This window comes from Polyangiaceae bacterium, from assembly GCA_016715885.1.
Classification (GTDB): Bacteria; Myxococcota_A; Polyangia; order Polyangiales; family Polyangiaceae; genus Polyangium.
In genome coordinates, this window is record JADJXL010000004.1 from 166,740 (window position 1) to 186,881 (window position 20,142).

Annotated in this window: 15 protein-coding genes; 6 read left to right on the forward strand and 9 right to left on the reverse strand. The window is 62.2% G+C overall.

What is annotated here, in order from left to right; translation table 11 throughout:
• Positions 1–794 precede the first annotated feature (794 nt).
• The 3 genes from IPM54_08980 to IPM54_08990 are packed head-to-tail and all read left to right on the forward strand — an operon-like array spanning position 795 to position 4,686.
• Entirely contained in the window at positions 795–2,951 is a 2,157-nt protein-coding gene (locus IPM54_08980; protein MBK9259954.1) for a TonB-dependent receptor plug domain-containing protein, read from the forward strand.
• 18 nt (positions 2,952–2,969) lie between these two features.
• Positions 2,970–3,797 carry a hypothetical protein gene (locus tag IPM54_08985; protein ID MBK9259955.1) on the forward strand — a complete coding sequence of 276 codons (828 nt, stop codon included), beginning with the start codon at positions 2,970–2,972 and terminating at the stop codon, positions 3,795–3,797.
• Between the two features lie 58 nt (positions 3,798–3,855).
• Complete coding sequence (locus IPM54_08990) at positions 3,856–4,686, forward strand: hypothetical protein (protein MBK9259956.1); 831 nt, start codon at positions 3,856–3,858, stop codon at positions 4,684–4,686.
• 24 nt (positions 4,687–4,710) lie between these two features.
• Here the strand turns inward: IPM54_08990 and IPM54_08995 are convergent, their stop codons facing one another.
• Together IPM54_08995 and IPM54_09000 are read right to left on the reverse strand one after the other, a co-directional pair.
• Positions 4,711–5,247 carry a response regulator gene (locus tag IPM54_08995; GenBank protein MBK9259957.1) on the reverse strand — a complete coding sequence of 179 codons (537 nt, stop codon included), beginning with the start codon at positions 5,245–5,247 and terminating at the stop codon, positions 4,711–4,713.
• Positions 5,244–6,539 carry a HAMP domain-containing histidine kinase gene (locus IPM54_09000; protein MBK9259958.1) on the reverse strand — a complete coding sequence of 432 codons (1,296 nt, stop codon included), beginning with the start codon at positions 6,537–6,539 and terminating at the stop codon, positions 5,244–5,246. Before IPM54_09000 ends, IPM54_08995 begins: the two co-directional genes overlap by 4 nt.
• Before the next feature lie 272 nt (positions 6,540–6,811).
• Between IPM54_09000 and IPM54_09005 the strand changes: the two genes are divergently transcribed.
• Both IPM54_09005 and IPM54_09010 read left to right on the forward strand, forming a co-directional pair.
• The gene (locus IPM54_09005; protein ID MBK9259959.1) at positions 6,812–7,603 is read left to right on the forward strand and encodes a hypothetical protein; all 792 of its coding nucleotides are present in this window, start codon (positions 6,812–6,814) and stop codon (positions 7,601–7,603) included.
• A gap of 4 nt (positions 7,604–7,607) precedes the next feature.
• Positions 7,608–8,024, forward strand: a complete 417-nt coding sequence (locus tag IPM54_09010; GenBank protein ID MBK9259960.1) for a FixH family protein — start codon at positions 7,608–7,610, stop codon at positions 8,022–8,024.
• 978 nt (positions 8,025–9,002) lie between these two features.
• Here the strand turns inward: IPM54_09010 and IPM54_09015 are convergent.
• The 5 genes from IPM54_09015 to IPM54_09035 form a co-directional block, all read right to left on the reverse strand.
• Positions 9,003–11,306 (reverse strand): hypothetical protein, encoded by a 2,304-nt coding sequence (locus tag IPM54_09015; protein MBK9259961.1) that lies wholly within the window; start codon positions 11,304–11,306, stop codon positions 9,003–9,005.
• Between the two features lie 346 nt (positions 11,307–11,652).
• The gene (locus IPM54_09020) at positions 11,653–12,324 is read right to left on the reverse strand and encodes a carbonic anhydrase (protein MBK9259962.1); all 672 of its coding nucleotides are present in this window, start codon (positions 12,322–12,324) and stop codon (positions 11,653–11,655) included.
• Between the two features lie 146 nt (positions 12,325–12,470).
• Positions 12,471–12,818 carry a hypothetical protein gene (locus tag IPM54_09025; protein ID MBK9259963.1) on the reverse strand — a complete coding sequence of 116 codons (348 nt, stop codon included), beginning with the start codon at positions 12,816–12,818 and terminating at the stop codon, positions 12,471–12,473.
• A 161-nt stretch (positions 12,819–12,979) separates the two neighbouring features.
• On the reverse strand, positions 12,980–14,332 hold the full coding sequence (locus tag IPM54_09030; GenBank protein MBK9259964.1) for a cation:dicarboxylase symporter family transporter: 1,353 nt from the start codon (positions 14,330–14,332) through the stop codon (positions 12,980–12,982).
• Positions 14,333–15,014: 682 nt separating this feature from the next.
• Positions 15,015–16,748, reverse strand: coding sequence for a right-handed parallel beta-helix repeat-containing protein (locus IPM54_09035; GenBank protein MBK9259965.1), 1,734 nt, complete (start codon positions 16,746–16,748; stop codon positions 15,015–15,017).
• A gap of 162 nt (positions 16,749–16,910) precedes the next feature.
• On the opposite strand from IPM54_09035, the gene IPM54_09040 reads away from it, so the two are divergent.
• Entirely contained in the window at positions 16,911–18,353 is a 1,443-nt protein-coding gene (locus IPM54_09040) for a hypothetical protein (GenBank protein MBK9259966.1), read from the forward strand.
• A gap of 28 nt (positions 18,354–18,381) precedes the next feature.
• Here the strand turns inward: IPM54_09040 and IPM54_09045 are convergent, their stop codons facing one another.
• The gene (locus tag IPM54_09045) at positions 18,382–18,876 is read right to left on the reverse strand and encodes a hypothetical protein (GenBank protein MBK9259967.1); all 495 of its coding nucleotides are present in this window, start codon (positions 18,874–18,876) and stop codon (positions 18,382–18,384) included.
• Positions 18,873–19,637, reverse strand: coding sequence for a ParA family protein (locus IPM54_09050; GenBank protein MBK9259968.1), 765 nt, complete (start codon positions 19,635–19,637; stop codon positions 18,873–18,875). Before IPM54_09050 ends, IPM54_09045 begins: the two co-directional genes overlap by 4 nt.
• Positions 19,638–20,142 lie beyond the last annotated feature (505 nt).

The following is a 20,142-nucleotide window of genomic DNA, read 5'->3' on the forward strand; positions in this document are numbered from 1 at the left end:
AGCCCCACCCGCTGCAAAGGTATTCAAGCCGTCGAGCGCCAACAAGGCGTCAAGGACATTCCTGGACGCATCAACACGCAAGGGAATTCACATATCAGCCGCCGCGAAGGCGTCTCCCGCATGGGAATCGTGATATCGGCTACCGTTGGGCCGTCGTCCCGCATGGGAAACGTGATATTGGCTGCCGTTGGGGCGTTTTCCCGATGGGAAAGGTGATCACGGCGGGCGGGAAGGCGTCTTCCGACTGGGAAAGGTGATCACGGCGGCCGTTGGGCAGTCGTTCCACATGGGAAACGTGATCTCGGGGGCCGAGAAGGCGTCTCCCGAGTGATGCAGGCGATCGCGGCGGGCGAGAAGGCGCGGAGATTCGATGGGGGACGATGTTGGGCGTCGATATGGCGTTCCCATGCGGAAAACGCGTGTGGACGAGCGTTGACATAGGGTTTTTGCGCGTCATGAGGAACGAAATGCCCATCACTCGGGTGTGCGTCCTCGTCGCGCGCCGAAATGCGTAGCACGATGCCGCGTGTTCGTGCTACATGCGGGACCTGCGTCGAATCATGCGGTCAACCTTGTTCTTGCTCGTCGCGATGATCTGCGCCGCCGTACCGGCCGCTGCGCACGATGGCGTCGTGCCACCGGTCCCGTTGACGCAGCCGAGTCCCGCGTGGCCAAACGGCCAGGCCGAAGCGCATGACGTCATCGTGCCGCTCGTGGCAACGGTCGCGCCGGATGGGCGCGTCGTGGCCGTCGAAGTGGAGGCGAGCGTTTCGCCAGAGTTCGACGCTGCGGCGATGCGAGCGGTCACGGGCTGGACCTTTGCGCCGGCAACACGCAATGGCTCGCCGGTCAAAGCCAAAATTCGCGTGGTCGCTCGGTTCGTGGCGCAGCCACCGGCATCTCCACCATTGCCGTCGCCGCAACCATTGCCACAGCCAGATCGTTCTGCAACGCCAACCCCTCCCCCTCCGCCAGCGATTTCCGTGACGGTCGCGGGCGAAACGCCGCCGCGTAATGCATCCTCGGTCGTGAAGAAACGTGACGTGCTCGGGGCCGCGCCTCATCGTACGGCGAGCGACTTGTTAAAAGTTTTACCGGGCGTATTCATTACGCAGCATGGCGGTCAAGGCAAGGCGCATCAAATATTTTTGCGCGGTTTCGACGCGGGACACGGGCAAGACATCGAATTGCGCGTGGCCGGCGCGCCCGTGAACGAAGTATCGAACGTTCACGGGCAAGGATACGCCGACCTGCATTTCATCATGCCCGAAGTGGTTCGGCGAGTTCGCGCGACTCCGGGGCCATTCGATCCGCGTCAGGGCGACTTTGCGGTCGCCGGGACCATCGAATTCGATTTGGGTCTCGCGCAATCGGGTTTCACGACGTCGTTCGGGCTTGGTACGTATGGCGAGCGGCGGATGTTCGTGGCGTATCGTCCCCAAAACGCGTCCGAGGAAACCTTTGCAGCCGTGGAAGCGCAAAGCACGGATGGTTTTGGGCCTTCACGTGCGGCGCGTCGGGCTTCGGCTGTGGCGCAATGGGTGTTTCCCGTAGGAAATAACGTTTCGGTGCGCTTCATGGCCTCGGCATATGCCGCGCGATTTTCCTCGGCAGGCGTGCTGCTTCGCGACGACGTGGAAAACGGGCTCGTCGATCGATTCGGCACGTACGATCCGCGTCAAGGTGGCGATTCGACGCGCGCGCAAGTGGTCGTGGGGCTCGAGCACGAATCGGATGACGGCGCAGCTCGGTCGGCGCTCACACCTTTTTTCATTGGGCGGAGCTTGCGATTGCGAACGAACTACACGGGGTTCCTCGTGGATTCCGTGAATGGCGATTCGCAGCAGCAAATGAATGAAGCATTTACTGTGGGTTTTTCCGGGTATCATCGCCGCAAGATTCGTATTTTCTCGCCGGAGGATTCGGTGGAGGTGGGCACGTTCGCGCGCTCGGATTTCATCGATCAATCGCAGAAACGCCTTTCGGTCGTCGACGACCATGTCACGGGCACATTGGTCGACGCGAACATCCGCGCTGTCGATGCGGCGGCCTGGATCGACGCGAGCTTGCGGCCCATTCGGCGCGTGGTCGTACGCGGCGGCGTGCGTGTGGATGGGCTTTATTATGGAGTGACGGACCTCGAGCGAGAAGGCAGCGGCGCGGCGCGAGCGGCCATGGGGACGCACGTGGGCGGCAAAGCAACGGTGGACGTCGCGCTGCATGAGCACCTGCACGCGCTTGCAAGTTACGGGGATGGTTTCCGCTCGCCACAAGCGAGGAGTTTGGGCGACGGCGAGCGGGCGCCATTCACGACGGTGCGGTCATTCGAGGGAGGGCTTCGATACGCGGACGGTGATCGCGCAAATGCAAGCATTGCGGTGTTCCACACGCGCCTATCGGATGACCTCGTTTTCGAGGAAACGACGGCTCGCAATGAGCGTGCACCGGCGACGATGCGCACGGGCTTTTCGGTGGATTTTACAATGCGTCCAAAGCCGTGGATCGTCGAGAGCGGCAGCGTGACGTACACGCACGCGACGTTTTCCGCGAGCGATACGAATCATCAAGAAGGCGCGCTCGTTCCGTATACGCCGCTGTTCGTCGCGCACGCTGATATTGCGTTGACGCCGAAGCTCGCGCGCATCCTGGGGCGGGACCTAGTCGGGCACATTGGCACGGGATTGTCGTATCTCGGCAGAAGGCCGCTTCCTTATGGCGAGTTTGGCAGGGATATTTTTCTTGCGGACGTGTCGGTTGGGCTGCGTCTGCGCGAAGTGGGCATCAAAGTCGACATGGAAAACCTGCTCGATGCGCAATGGTACGACGGCCAATTCACGTATGCATCGAGCTTCGTGCGTGGAGCTGCTCCGTCGCTGGTGCCTCGGCAGGTCGTGACCGTGGGCGCACCTTTTACGCTGATGGCGACCCTTTCTCTTTACCTTGGATCCTGATTCGAGAGGAAACACGATATGCATTCACGTTTTCAGCGCCTCGGTTTCGCAATGCTCGCCGGGCCCATGCTGCTCGTGACGTCGGCGATGGTCGGCGCTTTGTCGAGCGTGTCCTGTACGTCGGCGACCGCGGAGAAGCGCGTCGTTTTGAACACGCGCATCGTGGCGGACGATGCCATCGATGCGCCCATCGTCAATGCATACGGCTGGTCGTTGGTGCTGACGCGTGCTGCATTGTCGATCGGGCCTCTTTATTATTGGAATGGCGCGCCTGCGTTCGCGGAATGGAAGCCGCGTCATGATGACGGTTTCTTTGGCATTCGCTCGGCGCATGCGCATCCTGGTCATTATGTGCCTGGAGATGCCATGGGGCAGATGCTGACGCCAGCCTCGGTCGATTTGGCGCTTGGCGAGGCGTCGTTGCCGCCGGGCGAAGGGGTTTCGGGGATTTATCGTTCGGCGCGTTTCATGTTCGCGGACAAACCGGTAGGGGATGCTGCCGAAGTGCTGGGTGGGCACGTGGTGGTGCTGGAAGGCGAAGGCAAAAAGGACACGATGGTGCGGGTATTTCGTGCCGAGTTCGATATCGCGGACGTGCTGGACGCGGCGGACGAGCCGCGCGTGGAAGGGTGTGCAATCGAGGGTGAGCCGGACGTGCAGGCGGATGGGACGATGACGGTTCATTTGGCATTGAGCGTTTGGCTGGATCAAGTGGAGCTGGATGCGGTGCCGGAGAGCGTGGATGGAACGCCGGTATTGCTCGCGCGGGATTCGGCGGCGTTTCGCGCAATCGAACGAGGCGTCAAGAAGGCGCCGGCGTTTCGATTTCAGTATTCGACACCATGAAATTCGGCAGGATACCAGGAGAAGGAAAAGGAACATGAGCTTCGGAAAAAATGCGCTTTTGCTTGCGACGGCATTGCTCTTCGGCTGCGGATCGGAGGAGCCTGCTGGAACGGGTTCGGTATCGTTTTCGACGTGGGGCGAAGACTATATTGAAAAAGAAATCCCCGCTTCGGATTTCGTGGATGGCTGGACGGTCAAGTTCACGAAGTTTTTGGTCGTGATTGGCGATGTTCGCGTCACGGATTCGACGGGTTTGTCTGGAGCTTGGGCGGACACGACGAAACTGTTCGATCACCACGCGCCGGGGGTCAAGCCGGTCATATCATTCGACAACCTTGCGGCCAAAGCGTGGACCGACGTTTCTTATTCGATACGGCCGGCCAGCATGGGCACGGCTGCGGGAGATGGCGCGACGGCAGCGGACCTGACGATGATGACGGAGAAGGGGTATGCCGTATATGTCGAGGGATCGGCGGAAAAGGGCGCAGAAAAGAAGACGTTTCGTTGGGGATTCGACGTGCCCACGAAGTATGCGCAATGCAAGGGGGACAAGGACGGGCGCGAAATCGAAGGGGTGCTCGTGACGAATGGGGGCACGGACGACGTGGAGCTCACGATTCACGGCGACCATTTCTTTTATGATGATTTGCAATCGCCGGACGCTTCATTGCGCTTCGACGCGATTGCGTCGGCGGATGCGGACATGGACGGCGAGGTGACGCTCGATGAGCTGACGCAGAAGAAGCTGCTCGACATCGATCCGGGCAGCGGTGCTTATGGCACGGGGGCAGCGGCGAACATCAATGACCTGGGTGCCTTCGTGACGGCGCTTTCGCGTACGTTGGGGCATTTCCGGGGCGAAGGGGAATGCATTTCGAAGGATTTGTAGCGCTTTGATGCACGCGGCTCGAACTCACCGCAAAGGAGGCAGCTTGCCCATTTTGCGCTGCAGCGAGCGCCTGTGCATTTTGAGCCTTCGTGCGGCTTCGGAAATGTTTCCGCCGCAATCTGCGAGCACCCTATTCAAATATTCCCACTCGACGCGGTCGAGCGAAGGCACGTCTTCGGATGCGTCGCTCTTGGTGACGCCTAGCAATGCTTGTGCGCATACGGCGGCATTGACGGGTTTCGTGAGGTAATCGACGGCACCCGCGCGCATCGCTTCGACGGCATTGGCAATCGTGCCGTATCCCGTGAGGACCACGATACGCGTGCCTTCGTCGACGGCTCGTAATGCCCGCACGAGCTCGATGCCATTTCCGCCAGGCATGCGTACATCGACGAGCGCATATTCGAATACCTTGTCTCGCGCAAGCTCGAGGGCCGGCGCCATTCCCGCAGCGAGAGACACCGCAAAACCTCGGCGTTCGAGCGCTCCGCCAATGGCAGCGCGAAATGCTTCGTCATCGTCGACGACGAGCAACGTGGGGGCTCCGCCATCGCTGCTCATGAGGTTTGCTCCGGGAGACGCATGACGACTCGAGTGCCTCGTTTCGCGCCAGGCACGATTTCGAGTTTTCCCCCTGCTTCTTCCACGGTTCGACGCACGAGCCAGAGGCCCAGGCCCATACCTTCGCCAGGTTCCTTCGTCGTCACGAATGGCTCGCCGAGCCGCTGGCGCAATTCGTTCGGAATGCCAATCCCCGCATCTTCCACGGCAATGAAGGGTCCCTTGTCGTCGCGACCGAGCTCCACCGTGACGGGCTCCGTCGCATCGACGGCGCGACTCGCAAACCATGCATTGTCGAGCAATGCGCCCACGGCTGCTTCGATATCGGCCGCCCCGAGCGAGACGCGCAATGTTTCCATGCCGCTCGTTTTCGCATGCACGGATGCATCGGGGTGTGCTGCGCGCCATGCATCGATAGCTTCGAGTAATTTGTTTTTGATTTCCGTCGGTTCAGCGGGCGCTCGCTTCGCGGCTCCTGCGTGAAGTCTCGTGATGACCTCACGACATCGCTCGACCTGCGTGCCGATGGCTTCGGCGTGTTTCTTGACAAACTCTGGTTGTTCTTGATCTGCAAGTTCGTACGCGAGCACGGCGATGGTTCCGAGCGGCGTGTTGAGCTCGTGCGCCGTTCCCGCGGCCAGCGTTGCAAGTGCACGAAATCGCATGTTGTCTTCGGCTTCTCGGCGCAACCTGGCAATCTCGCGGCCGCGAGCTTCGAGCGCGCTGCGTACGCGCGTGACGAACATGGCGATGATGCCCGCGGAGAGGGCAAAGGCGAACCACATCCCATAAAGATGTGTCGAAAATGCATCATGCGTGGGATGGTTTGGGCAGCACGCACCCGAGGGGACGGCAAACAGTGCGAGAAACAAGGTTGCAGCAAGCGCCGAGAGCGCGATGGTGGGTCCGCGCGGGAGAATGGCTGCAGCAAGCGCGATGTGCACGAGGAAAAGCGCGCTCCAGGGATTGGCCGCTCCGCCGGACGCAGCTAGCACGGCGAAGACGCCGAGCAAGTCGAGCGCGAGGCTTGCGGCGAGCGTACGCGGCGGCATGCGTCCGGTTTTGGCGCGCGTCGCGAGGACGAAGTTGCTCACGACGACCACCGCCATCGCCGGAATGGCGATCCCGTACTCGACAGGAAATCCAAGCACTCGCTCGCTCAACGGAAGCGTCACGAGTAGCAGCGCGCCCACCACGAATCGCAGGGCCGTGAGGCCGCGTTGAACGAGGTGCAGATCGCCATCCTCGTCGGGATCCCCTGGGTGCCGCGTGAGCTCGAGCGGCGCGTTCATGTGCGTTGCCGTCATTTGCCGCGGAGGCTAGCAGCCGGACGGCACTTCGAGGTGCGACCGATCGTCGCAGGCACGGATCTGCGACAACATGACTCATCGACGAACCACGACCGCGGCATCATAACCGTCGCGTTCCGATGCGCGTACCTCTTGGTTTGCTGAGCTTTGCTTTCGTACTGCTCGCCCGCCCCATAGCCGCGTATGCGACGGCATGCTGTGGTAGTGGGCACGGACTTGGGCAACGCCTTGGTCTTGGCGAGCGAGCGGCCATCATGTTGTCCACTCGCGTTGCGGATCGTTTCGGGTCGTACGACGCCAGCGGCGGGTTTTTCACGATTCCCTCGAACGTATTCGATGCGGATGCTCGCGCCGACCTCACTGCAATGGTTGCTCCGGTATCGAGATTGCAACTCGGAATCACCGTGCCGTTTGTCTTGAACATGCGGCGCATCGGTGCCGACACGGAAATGGGGGGCGGAATCGGCGATTTTTCATTTTCTGGGCGTTTTGACATCGTGCCATTGTCCACGGCGAGCTCTTGGCCAGCGATAGCGCTCACAGCCGCTCTTGCATTTCCAACCGGCCGTTCAGCCTCGGAAGCCACGAATGTCCTCGCAGCCGATGCCACGGGCTTGGGTGTGACCGAATTTCGTCCCGGCATTTTCCTCGAGCATTCTTTCGGGGGCGAGGCGAACGCGATTGTCGCAGCCTCGGTCGGGTTGCGTTCCGCAGCGAATGATTTGTCCGCGTCGCCATCCTTCGACCTTGCTCCACGATTACGTCTATTGGCGGCGGCCGGCCCCGTTTTCGACATGGGTTTGTCGCTGTCATTGGGAGTCATCCACGAGCGCGAGGGGGCGCCATCCATCGGGGGCGTGACGATGCCCGACGCCGATCGCCATCGCACGGCAGCGCTCGCTTTTGTGGGATATGACCTGCCGTCTCGATTTACGCTTTTGGGTTCGCTCGAGCTGGACGTACCGGTCCACGAGCTCGGTAAGAACGAACCTGCGTACGTGGCCATTTCGATTGGTTTGCGCCGATCGACCTCGTGGGAGAACTGAATTCATGAAACACGTTGCATCGAGCTTGTTCGTCGTACCCGTCGTGACTTTCGCTCTCGTTGGATGTGGCAGTGCGGACGGGGATGTCGATCCCTATCGAGATACGGTAGGCGACGCGGGGCTTTTGCATTTCCAAGTCGATTCGGAAAAGCCCTTGACGCAGGGCGAGAATGATTTGCGGATTTCGATCCGTGAAGCGTCGACGGAAGCGCCTTTCGTTGGGGCCGCAGTGCATGTATTGGCGATCATGCCGGCAATGGCGCACGATGCGCCGCGTGCGACGGCCATCGAAGATTCAGAAAGCGGCACCTACGTCGCGACGGGCTTTGCGTTGCCCATGGCTGGCAGGTGGTACGTCGAGGTAACGGCATCGCGGCAGCAAACCGTCGATGCTGCACGGTTTACGTACGACCTTCGTTGACGTTGGTCGTTCGTAGAGATCACTCCATCGGGGGGGGGGGGGGGGGGGGGGGGGGGGGGGGGGGGGGGGGGGGGGGCGGGGGCGGGGGGGGGGGGGGGGGGGGGGGGGGGGGGGGGGGGGGGGGGGGGGGGGGGGGGGGGGGGGGGGGGGGGGGGGGGGGGGGGGGGGGGGGGGGGGGGGGGGGGGGGGGGGCGGGGGGGGGGGGGGGGGGGGGGGGGGGGGGGGGGGGGGGGGGGGGGGGGGGGGGGGGGGGGGGGGGGGGGGGGGGGGGGGGGGGGGGGGGGGGGGGGGGGGGGCGCGGGGGGGGGGGGGGGGGGGGGGGGGGGGGGGGGGGGGGGGGGGGGGGGGGGGCGGGGGGGGGGGGGGGGGGGGGGGGGGGGGGGGGGGGGGGGGGGGGGGGGGGGGGGGGGGGGGGGGGGGGGGGGGGGGGGGGGGGGGGGCGGGGGGGGGGGGGGGGGGGGGGGGGGGGGCGGGGGGGGGGGGGGGGGGGGGGGCGGGGGGCCCGGGGGGGGGGGGGGGGGGGGGTGGGGGGGGGGGGGGGGGGGGGGGGGGGGGGGGGGGGGGGGGGGGGGGGGGGGGGGGGGGGGGGGGGGGGGGGGGGGGGGGGGGGGGGGGGGGGGGGGGGGGGGGGGGGGGGGGGGGGGGGGGGGCGGGGGGGGGGGGGGGCGCGGGGGGGGGGGGGGGGGCGGGGGGGGGGGGGGGGGGGGGGGGGGGGGGGGGGGCGGGGGGGGGGGGGGGGGGGGGGGGGGGGGGGGGGGGGGGGGCCGGGGGGGGGGGGGGGGGGGGGGGGGGGGGGGGGGGGGGGGGGGGGGGGGGGGGGCGGGGGGGGGCGGGGGGGCGGGGGGGGGGGGGGGGGGGGGGGGGGGGGGGGGGGGGGGGGGGGGGGGGGGGGGGGGGGGGGCGGGGGGGGGGGGGGGGGGGCGGGGGGGGGGGGGGGGGGGGGGGGGGGGGGGGGGGGGGGGGGGGGGGGACAGCCTGTCAACAATCGCAGCCGACGAGCGTCAGCTTGATGTTGTCCCACCACATCGCGTTGTTTTGGCTGTTCGTGCTCTTGAACTTGATGTAAACCGCCGGCGAGCTGCCGAATGGAATGTTGATGTTCGTGGTCGAGCTGCACGTTTGCAATGTCGACATGGAAGAGGACGGTACGGCCGTGGTCCAACCGGAGCTGCTGGAGCAGGACGAATACGAGGAAAAACTGTCGTTCGTTTGCTTGTATTCGACGACCGCTCCGGCATTGGCGAATTGATACCAATCGTACGACAATCGCACGGCCGAACAGCTCGCCGTCGCTTTGTGCACCCAAAAGCCCACGAATGTATTGGTTCCGCCGCTCGCATTGGTGCGCGTCGTTTGTCCTGGAAGCATACACAGCGGCGTATTGGCTGCCGATGCGACATAGGAATTGCACCAATCGACTTGGTAGACGCCGCCCGTTAGATCGGTAGCCGTTCCGTCGTTGAAGTCCTCGACGTAGAAGTTTTGGCACGTGAGCGCCGAACAGCCTTCGTTGGTTTGGGCATCGCAATCGTCATCGAGGTTGTTTTTGCACGATTCCGTGGATGGAGTGGTCTGTCCGGTGCAGGGTCCCCACGCGCTCCCGGCAGCGTTACACGTCTCGGTTCCGCTTTTGCAAACGCCGACGCCGATTGTACCTGCGGGGCCCGAGTAACAGCTTCGCGTCGAAAAGGGCGTGCAAACGCCGCAATTTTCGTTGACCTGACCATCGCAATCGTCGTCGGCCGGCGTGCCGCAATCTTCGCTTGGCGCGGCTTGCATGTTTTGCACGCACGTGAGCGCGCCGGATGCGCACGTCATCGTGCCGGCCGCACAAATGCCGGGTAAACCCGTGCTGCACGCTTGCCCCCCACCAGGATTGTTTTCGTCGATCGAGCCATCGCAATCGTTGTCGATGCCGTCGCACGTTTCGGCTGCCGGCTGCACTTGGCCCACGCACGCGCCCCACATGCCGCTCGCGCACGCCTGCAAGCCCGTCGTGCACGGACCAACGCCTTCCGTGCCCGCGGGACCATCGTAACAAGATTGCATCGTCCCGTTCGTGCAAAGGCAACCTTCGTCGACTTGCCCGTCGCAGCTTTCGTCGACCAATCCGTCGCACACTTCCACGTTTGGCATCGTGTTCTGATTGCACACGATGCTTCCACCGCTGCATGCCGTCGTCCCGCCGGCACATGCGCCGAGCATACCTGTATTACATGCTGCGCCGCCCCCAGGATTGCCGTCGTCGGCCGCGCCATTGCAATCGTTGTCCAGCCCGTCGCACGTCTCCGCAGTTGGCTCGCCCGGCGTGCACGTCGACGGCTCTCCATTGACGCAGCCGGCAACCGTCACTTGGCACGCGCCTACCCCGCACGTCTCCGATGCAATGCCGTCGTCGGCCGCGCCATTGCAATCGTTGTCCAGCCCGTCGCACGTCTCCGCAGTTGGCTCGCCCGGCGTGCATGTCGACGGCTCGCCATTGACGCAGCCGGCAACCGTCACTTGGCACGCGCCTACCCCGCACGTCACCGATGCAATGCCGTCGTCGGCCGCGCCATTGCAATCGTTGTCCAGCCCGTCGCACGTCTCCGCCAGCGGAGTGACCTCGCCGTCGCACGAGCCCCACGTCCCGGCATCGCACGTCTGCGTTCCCGCCTTGCATGCGCCCACGTCCATCGTCGTCGGCGATCCCGTGTAGCACGTCTGCGTATCGCCGTTCTGGCACGAGCAGCCGTTGTCGACGACGCCATCGCAATCCTCGTCCAAGAGCCCGTCGCACGTTTCGACGCCTGCCGGATCGGGCTCGCAGCTCGAAGGCTGCCCCGCCGTGCACCCCGGCACGGTCTGCTGACAGGTCCCCACACCACACGTCATTGACGCGATTCCATCGTCGACGATTCCATTACAATCGTCGTCTTTCCCATTGCACGATTCGGCGACGGCGCAACTTCCACCGCAATCGACGCTCGTTTCGCTGCCATTTTGCACGCCATCGCTGCACGTCGGCGCTTGACAGGTGCCATCATTGCACACGCCGCTCATGCAGTGCGTGCCATCGGTGCATCCCGCGCCGTCGCCACATGCCGCGCAGGTCCCGCCGCAATCGACGCCCGTCTCGCTGCCATTTTGGATTTTATCGGAGCACGATGCATCCGCCGCCACGCCCGTATCACCACACCCCGTTGCAGTCATGGCCATTACCGACACAGCCATCACCAGCGCCCCCACGGCGTGATGGATTCGTACGCGGCTGTTTTTCGATTCCAAGGTAAGGACGTGCATGCATTCACCTCGCGCGGGCGGTCGAGGTGTCACTTTCGCAGAATGCGATGCGAATGGCAATGGATTCGAATGGATGGAAGGTTCCGGTTCGATACGCGGCGTATGGCCTCTCCACTCGCCTAAACGCTGTGACCAGCGTAGCCCGGAGAGAGGTGCGATTTCTCGGCGTTCGCGGGGGGTTCCACTGTTCGAGCCCGCGCAGCGGGCGAGTTTGGGGGGCACCGCGGGCGCCGAGAAATCGCGCCTCTCTCGGGGCGCGGGCCTACACGTACGAGGGCGAGTTTGGGGGGCACCGCGGGCGCCGAGAAATCGCGCCTCTCTCAGGGCGGCCCACACGCGCGAAGCGTCAGAACACGTTCGGGCGAGCCCCTGCAACGTCGGTAACGGCTGGCTGACTCGTGATCACGGCAGCAAACTGGCCTGTCGCGTGGTCGTATTGAAACACTTGACCCGTTTCCATCTTGTATACCCACCCATAAAGGGACAGCTCATTGCGCGCAAGGCGCGAGCGCACGGTGGGATGCGTGCGCAGGTTTTCGAGCTGCGTCAGCACGTTCTCTTCAATTGCCGCCGTGAGCAGCGCCTGCCCTTCGAGGTGCCGATAGTTCTCTTGCACCACCCGCCTCGTCCCTTCGGCGTGCGCCAACCATGCCTTGACCGCCGGCATGTTCTCGAGGCTCGGGGGATCCAGCAACCCCTTGATCGCACCGCACAACGTGTGCCCACAAACGACGATGTGCGAAACCCCGAGTGCCACCACGGCAAACTCGATCGCCGCTGCTTCACCACTATGGCTGCTCAGCGGACCATACGACGGAATCAGGTTTCCCGCGTTCCGCAATATGAACAAATCCCCCGGCTTCGTTTGCGTAATCATGTTGGGCAGGATTCGACTATCCGAACACGTGATGAACAACGTCTCCGGCTTCTGCCCCTTCGACAATGCGTTGAAAAGCTCTTGGTGAGTGGGGAAAACTTCCGACTGGAATATGTGCAATCCATCGACGAGCTTCTGCATGGGTCTTCCTTGTTGATGCGCAAATCATTGCGCTCAGGTGCGGCGACGCTCTCCTTGAACGAATCGGCCGCGTTGCTTACGGTTGCGATACTTCAGCGGTACTCGCTGCGCCGCGCTGCGCTCGTCGCCCAGCCGACGCCCGCATATCAACTCAGAAGACGCACCACACGAGGTCGCAAATAGGGCGGATCGTGCTGCCGTTTAGGCTTGACACGCCGCACATCCACCACGAGCTTGAAGCGCGAATGTCGGATCTCCGCCGCTCGGCGTTCATCGGCGTTCGATGGCACGCACAGACGGCGGCCGTCTCGCAACCGAGTCCGCGGCGCCGGACGAGCAACCTCACGCGCACTCTCCCACTCCGCCTCCTCCGTCAACCCCTGAACCTGCGTCGTGACGTCGGTCGAAGTCGACCCAACGTCGCCAGGAAACGCAAAAAGCGACAGCCGCGCCCAGGCGAAAAAAGGGACCACCAGCAGCAGGGCTGCCAGCATGAAGCGGGAAAGTAGACGTTTCAGGACTCGTGTGCGGTTCGGCATGCAGTAGGGAGGACCGATCTCTGTCACCTACGAGATTACTTGCACGCCCCGAACCAGTTCAAGCCCCAAATGTTTCCAACGCGAAAATTTTTCGCAAGCCGTTGTGTTTCAGATTTCTAAAGTACGGAAACTCGCGCCGACGGGTCCTCTTCCGGCGCGGGCGGAGGTTCCTCGAGACCAACCGCATCTTCGGGCGCCGTTCCGAAAACGCCCTCCCACTTCGCAATGACCACGGACGCGAGCGCATTGCCTATCACGTTGATCATCGTCCGCGCCATGTCCATCAGCTCGTCGACCGCGAGCAGCATTGCAATCCCTGCTTCACCTGGCAGCCCGAAACTCGCGCACGTACCCGCAATGATCACGAGCGACGCGCGCGGCACGCCCGCGACCCCCTTCGAGCTCAGCATGAAGGCCAAAAGCATGGTGATCTGCTGCGATAGCGACAATTCGATTTTGGCCGCTTGCGCAATCGTGAGCGACGCCAGCACCAGATACAGCGTCGACCCATCCAAGTTGAACGAATATCCCGTGGGAATCACGAAGCTCGCAATGCGCCGAGGCACCCCGAAGAGCACCATTTCCTCGAGCAACCGCGGCAGCGCAGCCTCGCTCGATGCCGTCGAAAATGCCGTCAGCGCAGGCTCGCGCACCGCGCGCAAAAACGCCACCACCTTGACGCCTGCAATCAGCATGATGGGCACGAACACCAAGCAAAAGAGCGCCACGAGCGCAAAATACAAGCTCCCCACGAGCAGCGCATATTGCTTCATCAAGTAAAGCACCGCCGGCCACCCTCGAACCACCACACCATTGACGGTGTGCTCCGCCGCCATGTGGCTCACATTGTATGCCATGGCCCCAAACACACCAATCGGCGTCAGCTTCATTACCATGTCGGTGTATTTGAACATCACCTCCGACGTGCCTTTGAAAAAGTCGAGAATGAGTTTTCCCTTTTCACCGATGCGCGTCAGACTGATGCCAAACATCGACGCGAACACGACGACGGGCAAAATGTCGCCTTCTGCCGCGTGCTTGATCAAGTTCGATGGGAAAAGATGAAGCGCCGTGTCCCATCCCGATTGAGGTTTGGCGAGCGTCGGTCCCGACGAGCTCAAGTCGATCGGCAGGTGTTCGCCCGGTTTCCACCAATTGGCAATTCCGAGGCCGATGATCAGCGCCAGCGTCGTGACGACCTCGAAGTAGAGCAGCGATTTCCCGCCCAAACGCCCTACCGAACGCAAATCGCCCGTTTGCGCGATGCCCACGATGATCGTCGAGATCAAAAGCGGTACGATGAGTCCCTTGATGAGCGAAATGAACGCTTTGGACAAAAAGCGGAAAAATTCGTATGCCGTAGGGTAATCGTCTTGCGGAAAAAAGCCGCCGAGAACGACGCCGAGGAAGAGCCCCACGAAAATCCAAAACGTGCTCGATCGATACCACACGCTCGCCTTGGCGCTCATCACGACACGACCTTTCGGAAGGGTACGAAGATCGCTTATCCTGCGTCGAGCGCCAGAAGGCAACTCATTTGTCACCCATGCCCGAAACCGCGCAATTCAAAGGCGTGAGCAGCACTTCGCCGCTCGTGCGCGGCGAGCGTAAGAGAGCGGGGACCGCTTGTTGCACCAACGATGCGGCTGCTTGCCCAAGCGCCGAACACCTCTTACCCCGGGCGAGGAGAAACCCTCGGGAGTAATTACGTTTGGTGCAAACAAACGGGCCCCAAAAGATCGCACTGCCACATCAGTGGGCCAGCGCCTTCCTCGACGCACAACAACCCAACGATTTGTTACCTTGCGAACTTTTGCGAACCGTTTGACCGCACCTCAGCGATACCCAATTCCGCCATGAACATGGTTCATGCCGAAGACCGTACCCTTGTTGCACCTCCTCATCACTGCATTTCCAGCAAATTATCATCATCCCTTCCGTTCGTCAACAAAAAAGTTTGTCACGGGTAACGCATCGTTTTACCGAGGTCACCCGACAAACTTCACTCTCCTTCGAAAATGTTCCCGAGCTGCTGAACGGATGTCTCCCCGCCTTTCAAACGGCCTGCCAAGGGCTCACCCGGAGGCCGTTTGTCGGACCATAACAACTTCCATGGAACTCAAGTCCCATGACGGGCGCGTCTTCCCGCCGCTATTTTTTGCCAAACCCCTCGCGCATGTACGCCATCGGCGCCTTGGCCATGTATTCGACGCGCCAATTCATCTGCGACTGCTTCCGCACCTCCGCCATGTACGCCTCGAAACTCGCGTCCTTGCCCAGCGTTTCGTGGTAGTTGCCTAGACGCCGCTGCGCATCCATGTACATCACCGGCGTGCTCGTCGCTCCTTGCTCGCCGCTCGTCGTGATCCAATTTTCGAACGATTGCGAATTCGCCCCAATCGTGAACCATTCGTTCGGATTCGCCGCGGAAAACCAGCGATTACCTCCGTACGTCGTCTCCGGCGAAAACGCCATTCCGAAATAATTCACCAGCGCCGTCGCTCGAATCGGTGATTGCACGTCGTTGTTCTGGATGGATACGCCCGCGAGCGCGCTCGTGCCAAACCGAATTCCACCGCGCCAGTCGTAAATGATGTTGTTCTGAATGGTCAAGTTCTGGACTTTCTCGTCGGCCACGAGCGGATTCGTCTTCCGACGCACGTCGATCGCAATGCTCGATGTCCCCATCGATTGATCGTGGGCAAGGATGTTGTCTTCCACCGTCGCCGATTGAATGTTCCCCAGCGCGAGCCCAATGCCGCGCGTGTTGTTCACATCCACATCTCCCGCATCGCGCACCACGTTGCCCGCGACGCGCCCCACCACACCGCCCGGCTTCGGATCCCACGTGTCCGTCACGAGCCCAAACGACAAACCCACGGGATTTTCGAGCACCAGATTGCCCTCGACGATGCCCCCCGCTCGCGCCTCGACCCCGTGACTTGCCGCCCGCGTCGCAAAATTGCCGCGAATCGTCACGTCGTCACACGAAACTTGAACGTACACGTTGTGACTGTCGATCTTCGGGCCCGCCCCCATGCCAGCAAGGTTCGGATGCGAATTCCATCCATTGTGATCGAAAACGTTTTCCTCGATGAGCAGCCCTTGGACCCCCTCCACGTACACGCCCCGCGCGTCACTGTTGGTGCTGTATGCATCCACGATCACCGATCGCCGTAACCTCACGTTCGCCATGTTGCCTTGAATCGTGATGTTCGATGCAGAATAGTACTGTACCATCACGTCTTCGAAGAGAAGATCTTCCGTCGGCGCGAGCCATTGAATGCCGGTGGCTCCATTTGCACCCATGAAGTCCGAGGACTCGGGGTCGCGCGTATGAGCGTAAAAGTGAATTCCCACGAATGCAAGGTGCCGAAGGGGCCCAGCGAATGCCTCGAGCGCTCCGAGGGCTCCTGTTTTGAGCGTCGGCCGCATGAGATCTTCGCCGTAGGCCATCACCACCATCGGTTCGGTCGCGCTTCGCCCCGAAAGTTTCCATTCGCCGAGCGATTCGAGCCACACGTCGCCGCGTTTCAAGAGCATCCAGTCCGGCATTCCGTCACGCAACAGCGAGATGCCTTTGGCCAGTGTCTTGACGGCTTTTTCGGGCGCCGACCCGTCATTGTTGTCGTCACCGCCGGAGCTGCTGACATACACTTTTTTCGTATCGGCACTTTCCTTGAATTCGGTCCACTCGATTTGCGCAATGGGCGACCCTCCGCTGCCGCCCCCGCCGCCTGCACCCGACCCTCCGGCGCCGCCTTGTCCGCCCGTCGCTGCGCTGGGATTGGGCGAACCCGTGCAGCCTACAACAATGGCTGTCGCTCCCAACATTCCCACAAAACTCGCTCGATTGAAAAATCCTCGACCCGTGTTCGATAGCATGATCGTCTCCCGTGTTGCCTATGCCGCTCTGCATCGAAAACAGTACTTCAAGACGCGCCGCGGGATCAACTTGACAACGACGGAGGCTTCCGCCATGCAATCTCAGCTCATGCCGAAGACCGAGACAGCCAAGAGAAGGCCGCTTCGACGATCGAGGTGTGCGTGATCCTCTGGGCCATGTTCACGGGCATCTTCACGCTCATGGCATGGGGCGCCGATGGCACGTCGTCGATGGCTTTTTTGTTCGTGCTGCTGCTCGCGGCACCCTTGGCCGGAATGCTGCGGCACGTATATCATCGCGAACATGTTCCTCTGTTGACGGTGGCAATCGTTTTCATTGCTGCCTACTGCCCCAATGCATTGGGGGCGCTCGAACAGGGTTTTACGTTTCCGCTCCCAGCTTCGGCGGATTCGGTGGCGATGGCGCTCCTTGCGCTCGTCGCTTTCATGGGCATCGCCATTCTCGTGGGCAGATTGTCGGCGGTCGTGTTCCAGCGTCCGGCGAAAGCCATCGAGTACGTCGCGACGGCGGGTCGCCCGGAAATCGGGGCCGTTGCCATTGGAATGTCCGCTGCCGTTTCGACGATATCCGGCTTCAATGCGGGCCTCTGGAGCCATTATGGCGACACGGTCCAGATGGAGAGCGGAGGAATTCGGCTCGAATTGCTCTACTTTCCCTTGCTCTTCGGCTTTTCCGCCGCAATGGGCCGAACGACGCTCAAAGAAGCCATCGGCGAAAAAGCGCAAACGACCCGAGCTCTCGCAATGAGCGCCATTTGGGTCACGACCATTGCTCTGCTCTTCATTGCGCAGTCGCGCCGGATGATGCTCGGCGCCTTGATTCTCTCCATTGCCAGCGCATGGCTCGATTCGACGCGCATTTCCATCGTACGCACGGGGTTCGTCACGGCAGGGCTCGCTTTCCTCGGCGGCGTTTTGATCGTCGGCAGTTATCTTTGGCGACAGGAAGGCCCCTCGGGCAATGCCGTCGAGCACTTGCGGGTCATTTCCGGCCGCTCGGTAGACATTGCGGCGGCATCGCAAAACTTCTCCGACAGGCTCACGTATTTATGGATCGATTCGACCAGCATCGATCACCTCGATGCGCTCGGAGGTCGTTATGACCTTTGGGACTCGTTCAGCACGACCGTCATCAAAGCGACGCCGGGCATCATCATGCCCGACAAATACGCGACGGACAAGGTCGTATGTGAGCGCGCCTACGAGTCGCTGGGAATGCTCACGGACCTGCCGTGCACGCCGATTACCGAAGGGCTCTTGTTTGGAGGGATCTCTGGTTTCGTCATCATTGCGGCCGTTTTTGGCATCCACCTCGGCATTGTTTCAGCGCTTTATCGGCGTGGCACGTTTGCCAGCATTACGCTTTCCGGTGTGGCCTTGTCGAATTGCCTGCTCATCGAATGTTCGGCATTTCCCATCGTGGACTCGCTCCGATTGGTGACGCTCACCGTCAGCATGACCGCGATCTTCGCGTGGACGCTGCGCATTTTTAATCGAATGCGAGTGCCGAGCGCGAACATTTACGTCCACACGCGGCGCCCCCAACGCGCCGTATTGCAGCGCGCGGCGACGTTCGACGAGTGATCGGTGCGAGAATGTTTTGGGGGGCGCGTCATGCCTGCAATTCGTCGAGGAGCGCTTCGATGGCGCGTGCGACGAATTCGTTGGGGCGCGTGCGAGCTTTTACGCAATGAATCTGCATTCGTTCGGCGAGCGCTACGGGAAGCACGATGCCCACCTTTCGCGTGGGCAAATTGTCGCGTTTTCGCACGTAGGGGTTGTCGAGTGTCCCGACGCGTGCGGCGGCGGTCATTTTCGGTTTTGGTTCGGGCGGAGGCGGCGGAGCGGGCTTCTTTCGTGGTTTTCGCGCAGGCTCCTCCGCCCCTGCGGCGGCGGGCGCTTCCTCGAGCGGCTCTTCGTGTGATACATCGACGGGCGCTTGGGGTTGCACCACCACGACGAGTGTTTTGTCGGGCGCGGTTTTTGGGATGAGCGGTTCGGCTCGATGCACGGTTTCTTCGATTTCGGGTGCGCTGGGTTCTTCTCGGATGCCCCCACCAAGGATTGCTCGAAGGCCCGTTTTTAGCTGCTGACGATTCTTGCTCATGCCGCTGCCACTCCTCTCTTGACGAGCTCTCGCGCGACGCTGTCGTACGCTTTCAGAATGGGGTTTTTCGGATCGAACGCATGCATGGGTTTTCGCGCCGTATAGGATTGGGCGATTTTCGTGGCGCGTTTGATGGATTGTGAGAACACGAGGTCGCCGAAGTTTTCTCGCAAGGCAGCTTCCACTTCCAGGGACAGACTATCTCGAGCGGTCGTCATGCACGGCAAGACGCCGACGACGCGCAACGCGGTATTGACGCCGCGCACTTCTTCGATGTTTTCACAGAGCCGTGCGAGGCCTTCGGCGGCCATGGCTTCGGCTTGGACCGGAATGAGCACTTCGGCGGCCGCGACGAGCGCCGAAGCTGTGGCCGTGCCCAAGTTGGGAGGGCAATCGATGAGGGCGAAGTCCCAGCGGCTTTTGGCTGCGTCGAGCTGCTTTTTGAGGAGCAGCGGGCCGGTGGAACCTTTGGCCATGTAGAGGACGACGTCGAGGCCTTCGAGTTGCGGGCCGCCGGCGAGGACATCGACGCCGAAAGCGGTGGGCTTCACGGCGTCTTCGAAGGAGCGTTTACCGAGGAGCAATTCGAGCAGGGCGTCGCCGCCTTTTTGCAGTCCGAGGTAGGTGGTGGCGTTGCCTTGGCCATCGAGGTCGATGAGCAGGACGCGTTTGCGCAATTTTGCGAGGGACACGGCGAGGTGTACGGCGGTGGTCGTTTTGCCTGCCCCACCTTTTTGGTTGACGATGGCGATCCTTCTCATGCCGGGCTCGCTAGCACGCCTGTTCGCTGCTGGCAAGATACTACCATGCGCCACGTCGAAACATATCTGTTGGCGAGCAAACCAGCTACGTTTTTGGCTAGCTGCGCACCACGCTCACTGCGACATTTCGTCGAGGCGCACCAAACACGTTGCGTTGCTCCGCTTTAGCGTAGTGACGTATATCCGCTGCAGCACCGTGGCGCACCTTCCCTACGCGCTTGCATGCGATGATCGTCGCTTCTTCGATGCGTTGCAGCCTATGTACGCTGCTTCGTCGTGTGGTGGCTGGCTTGCTGCGCCGTTACGAATCGACGCAGCGGCACCCTTACGCCGCAGCGACAATGCGCTCCTGGTTTGCAAACGACATACGCCGCTGCACCGTCAGCCAGCAAGCTACGTGCGCTGTAGCGATATGGCGCAATAGCTCCATGCGCTAGGCACTACGCTGCGATAAAAGCTCATACGCTAGCTACTCTCCTGCGCGGCGCCTCTGCCACTCATATGC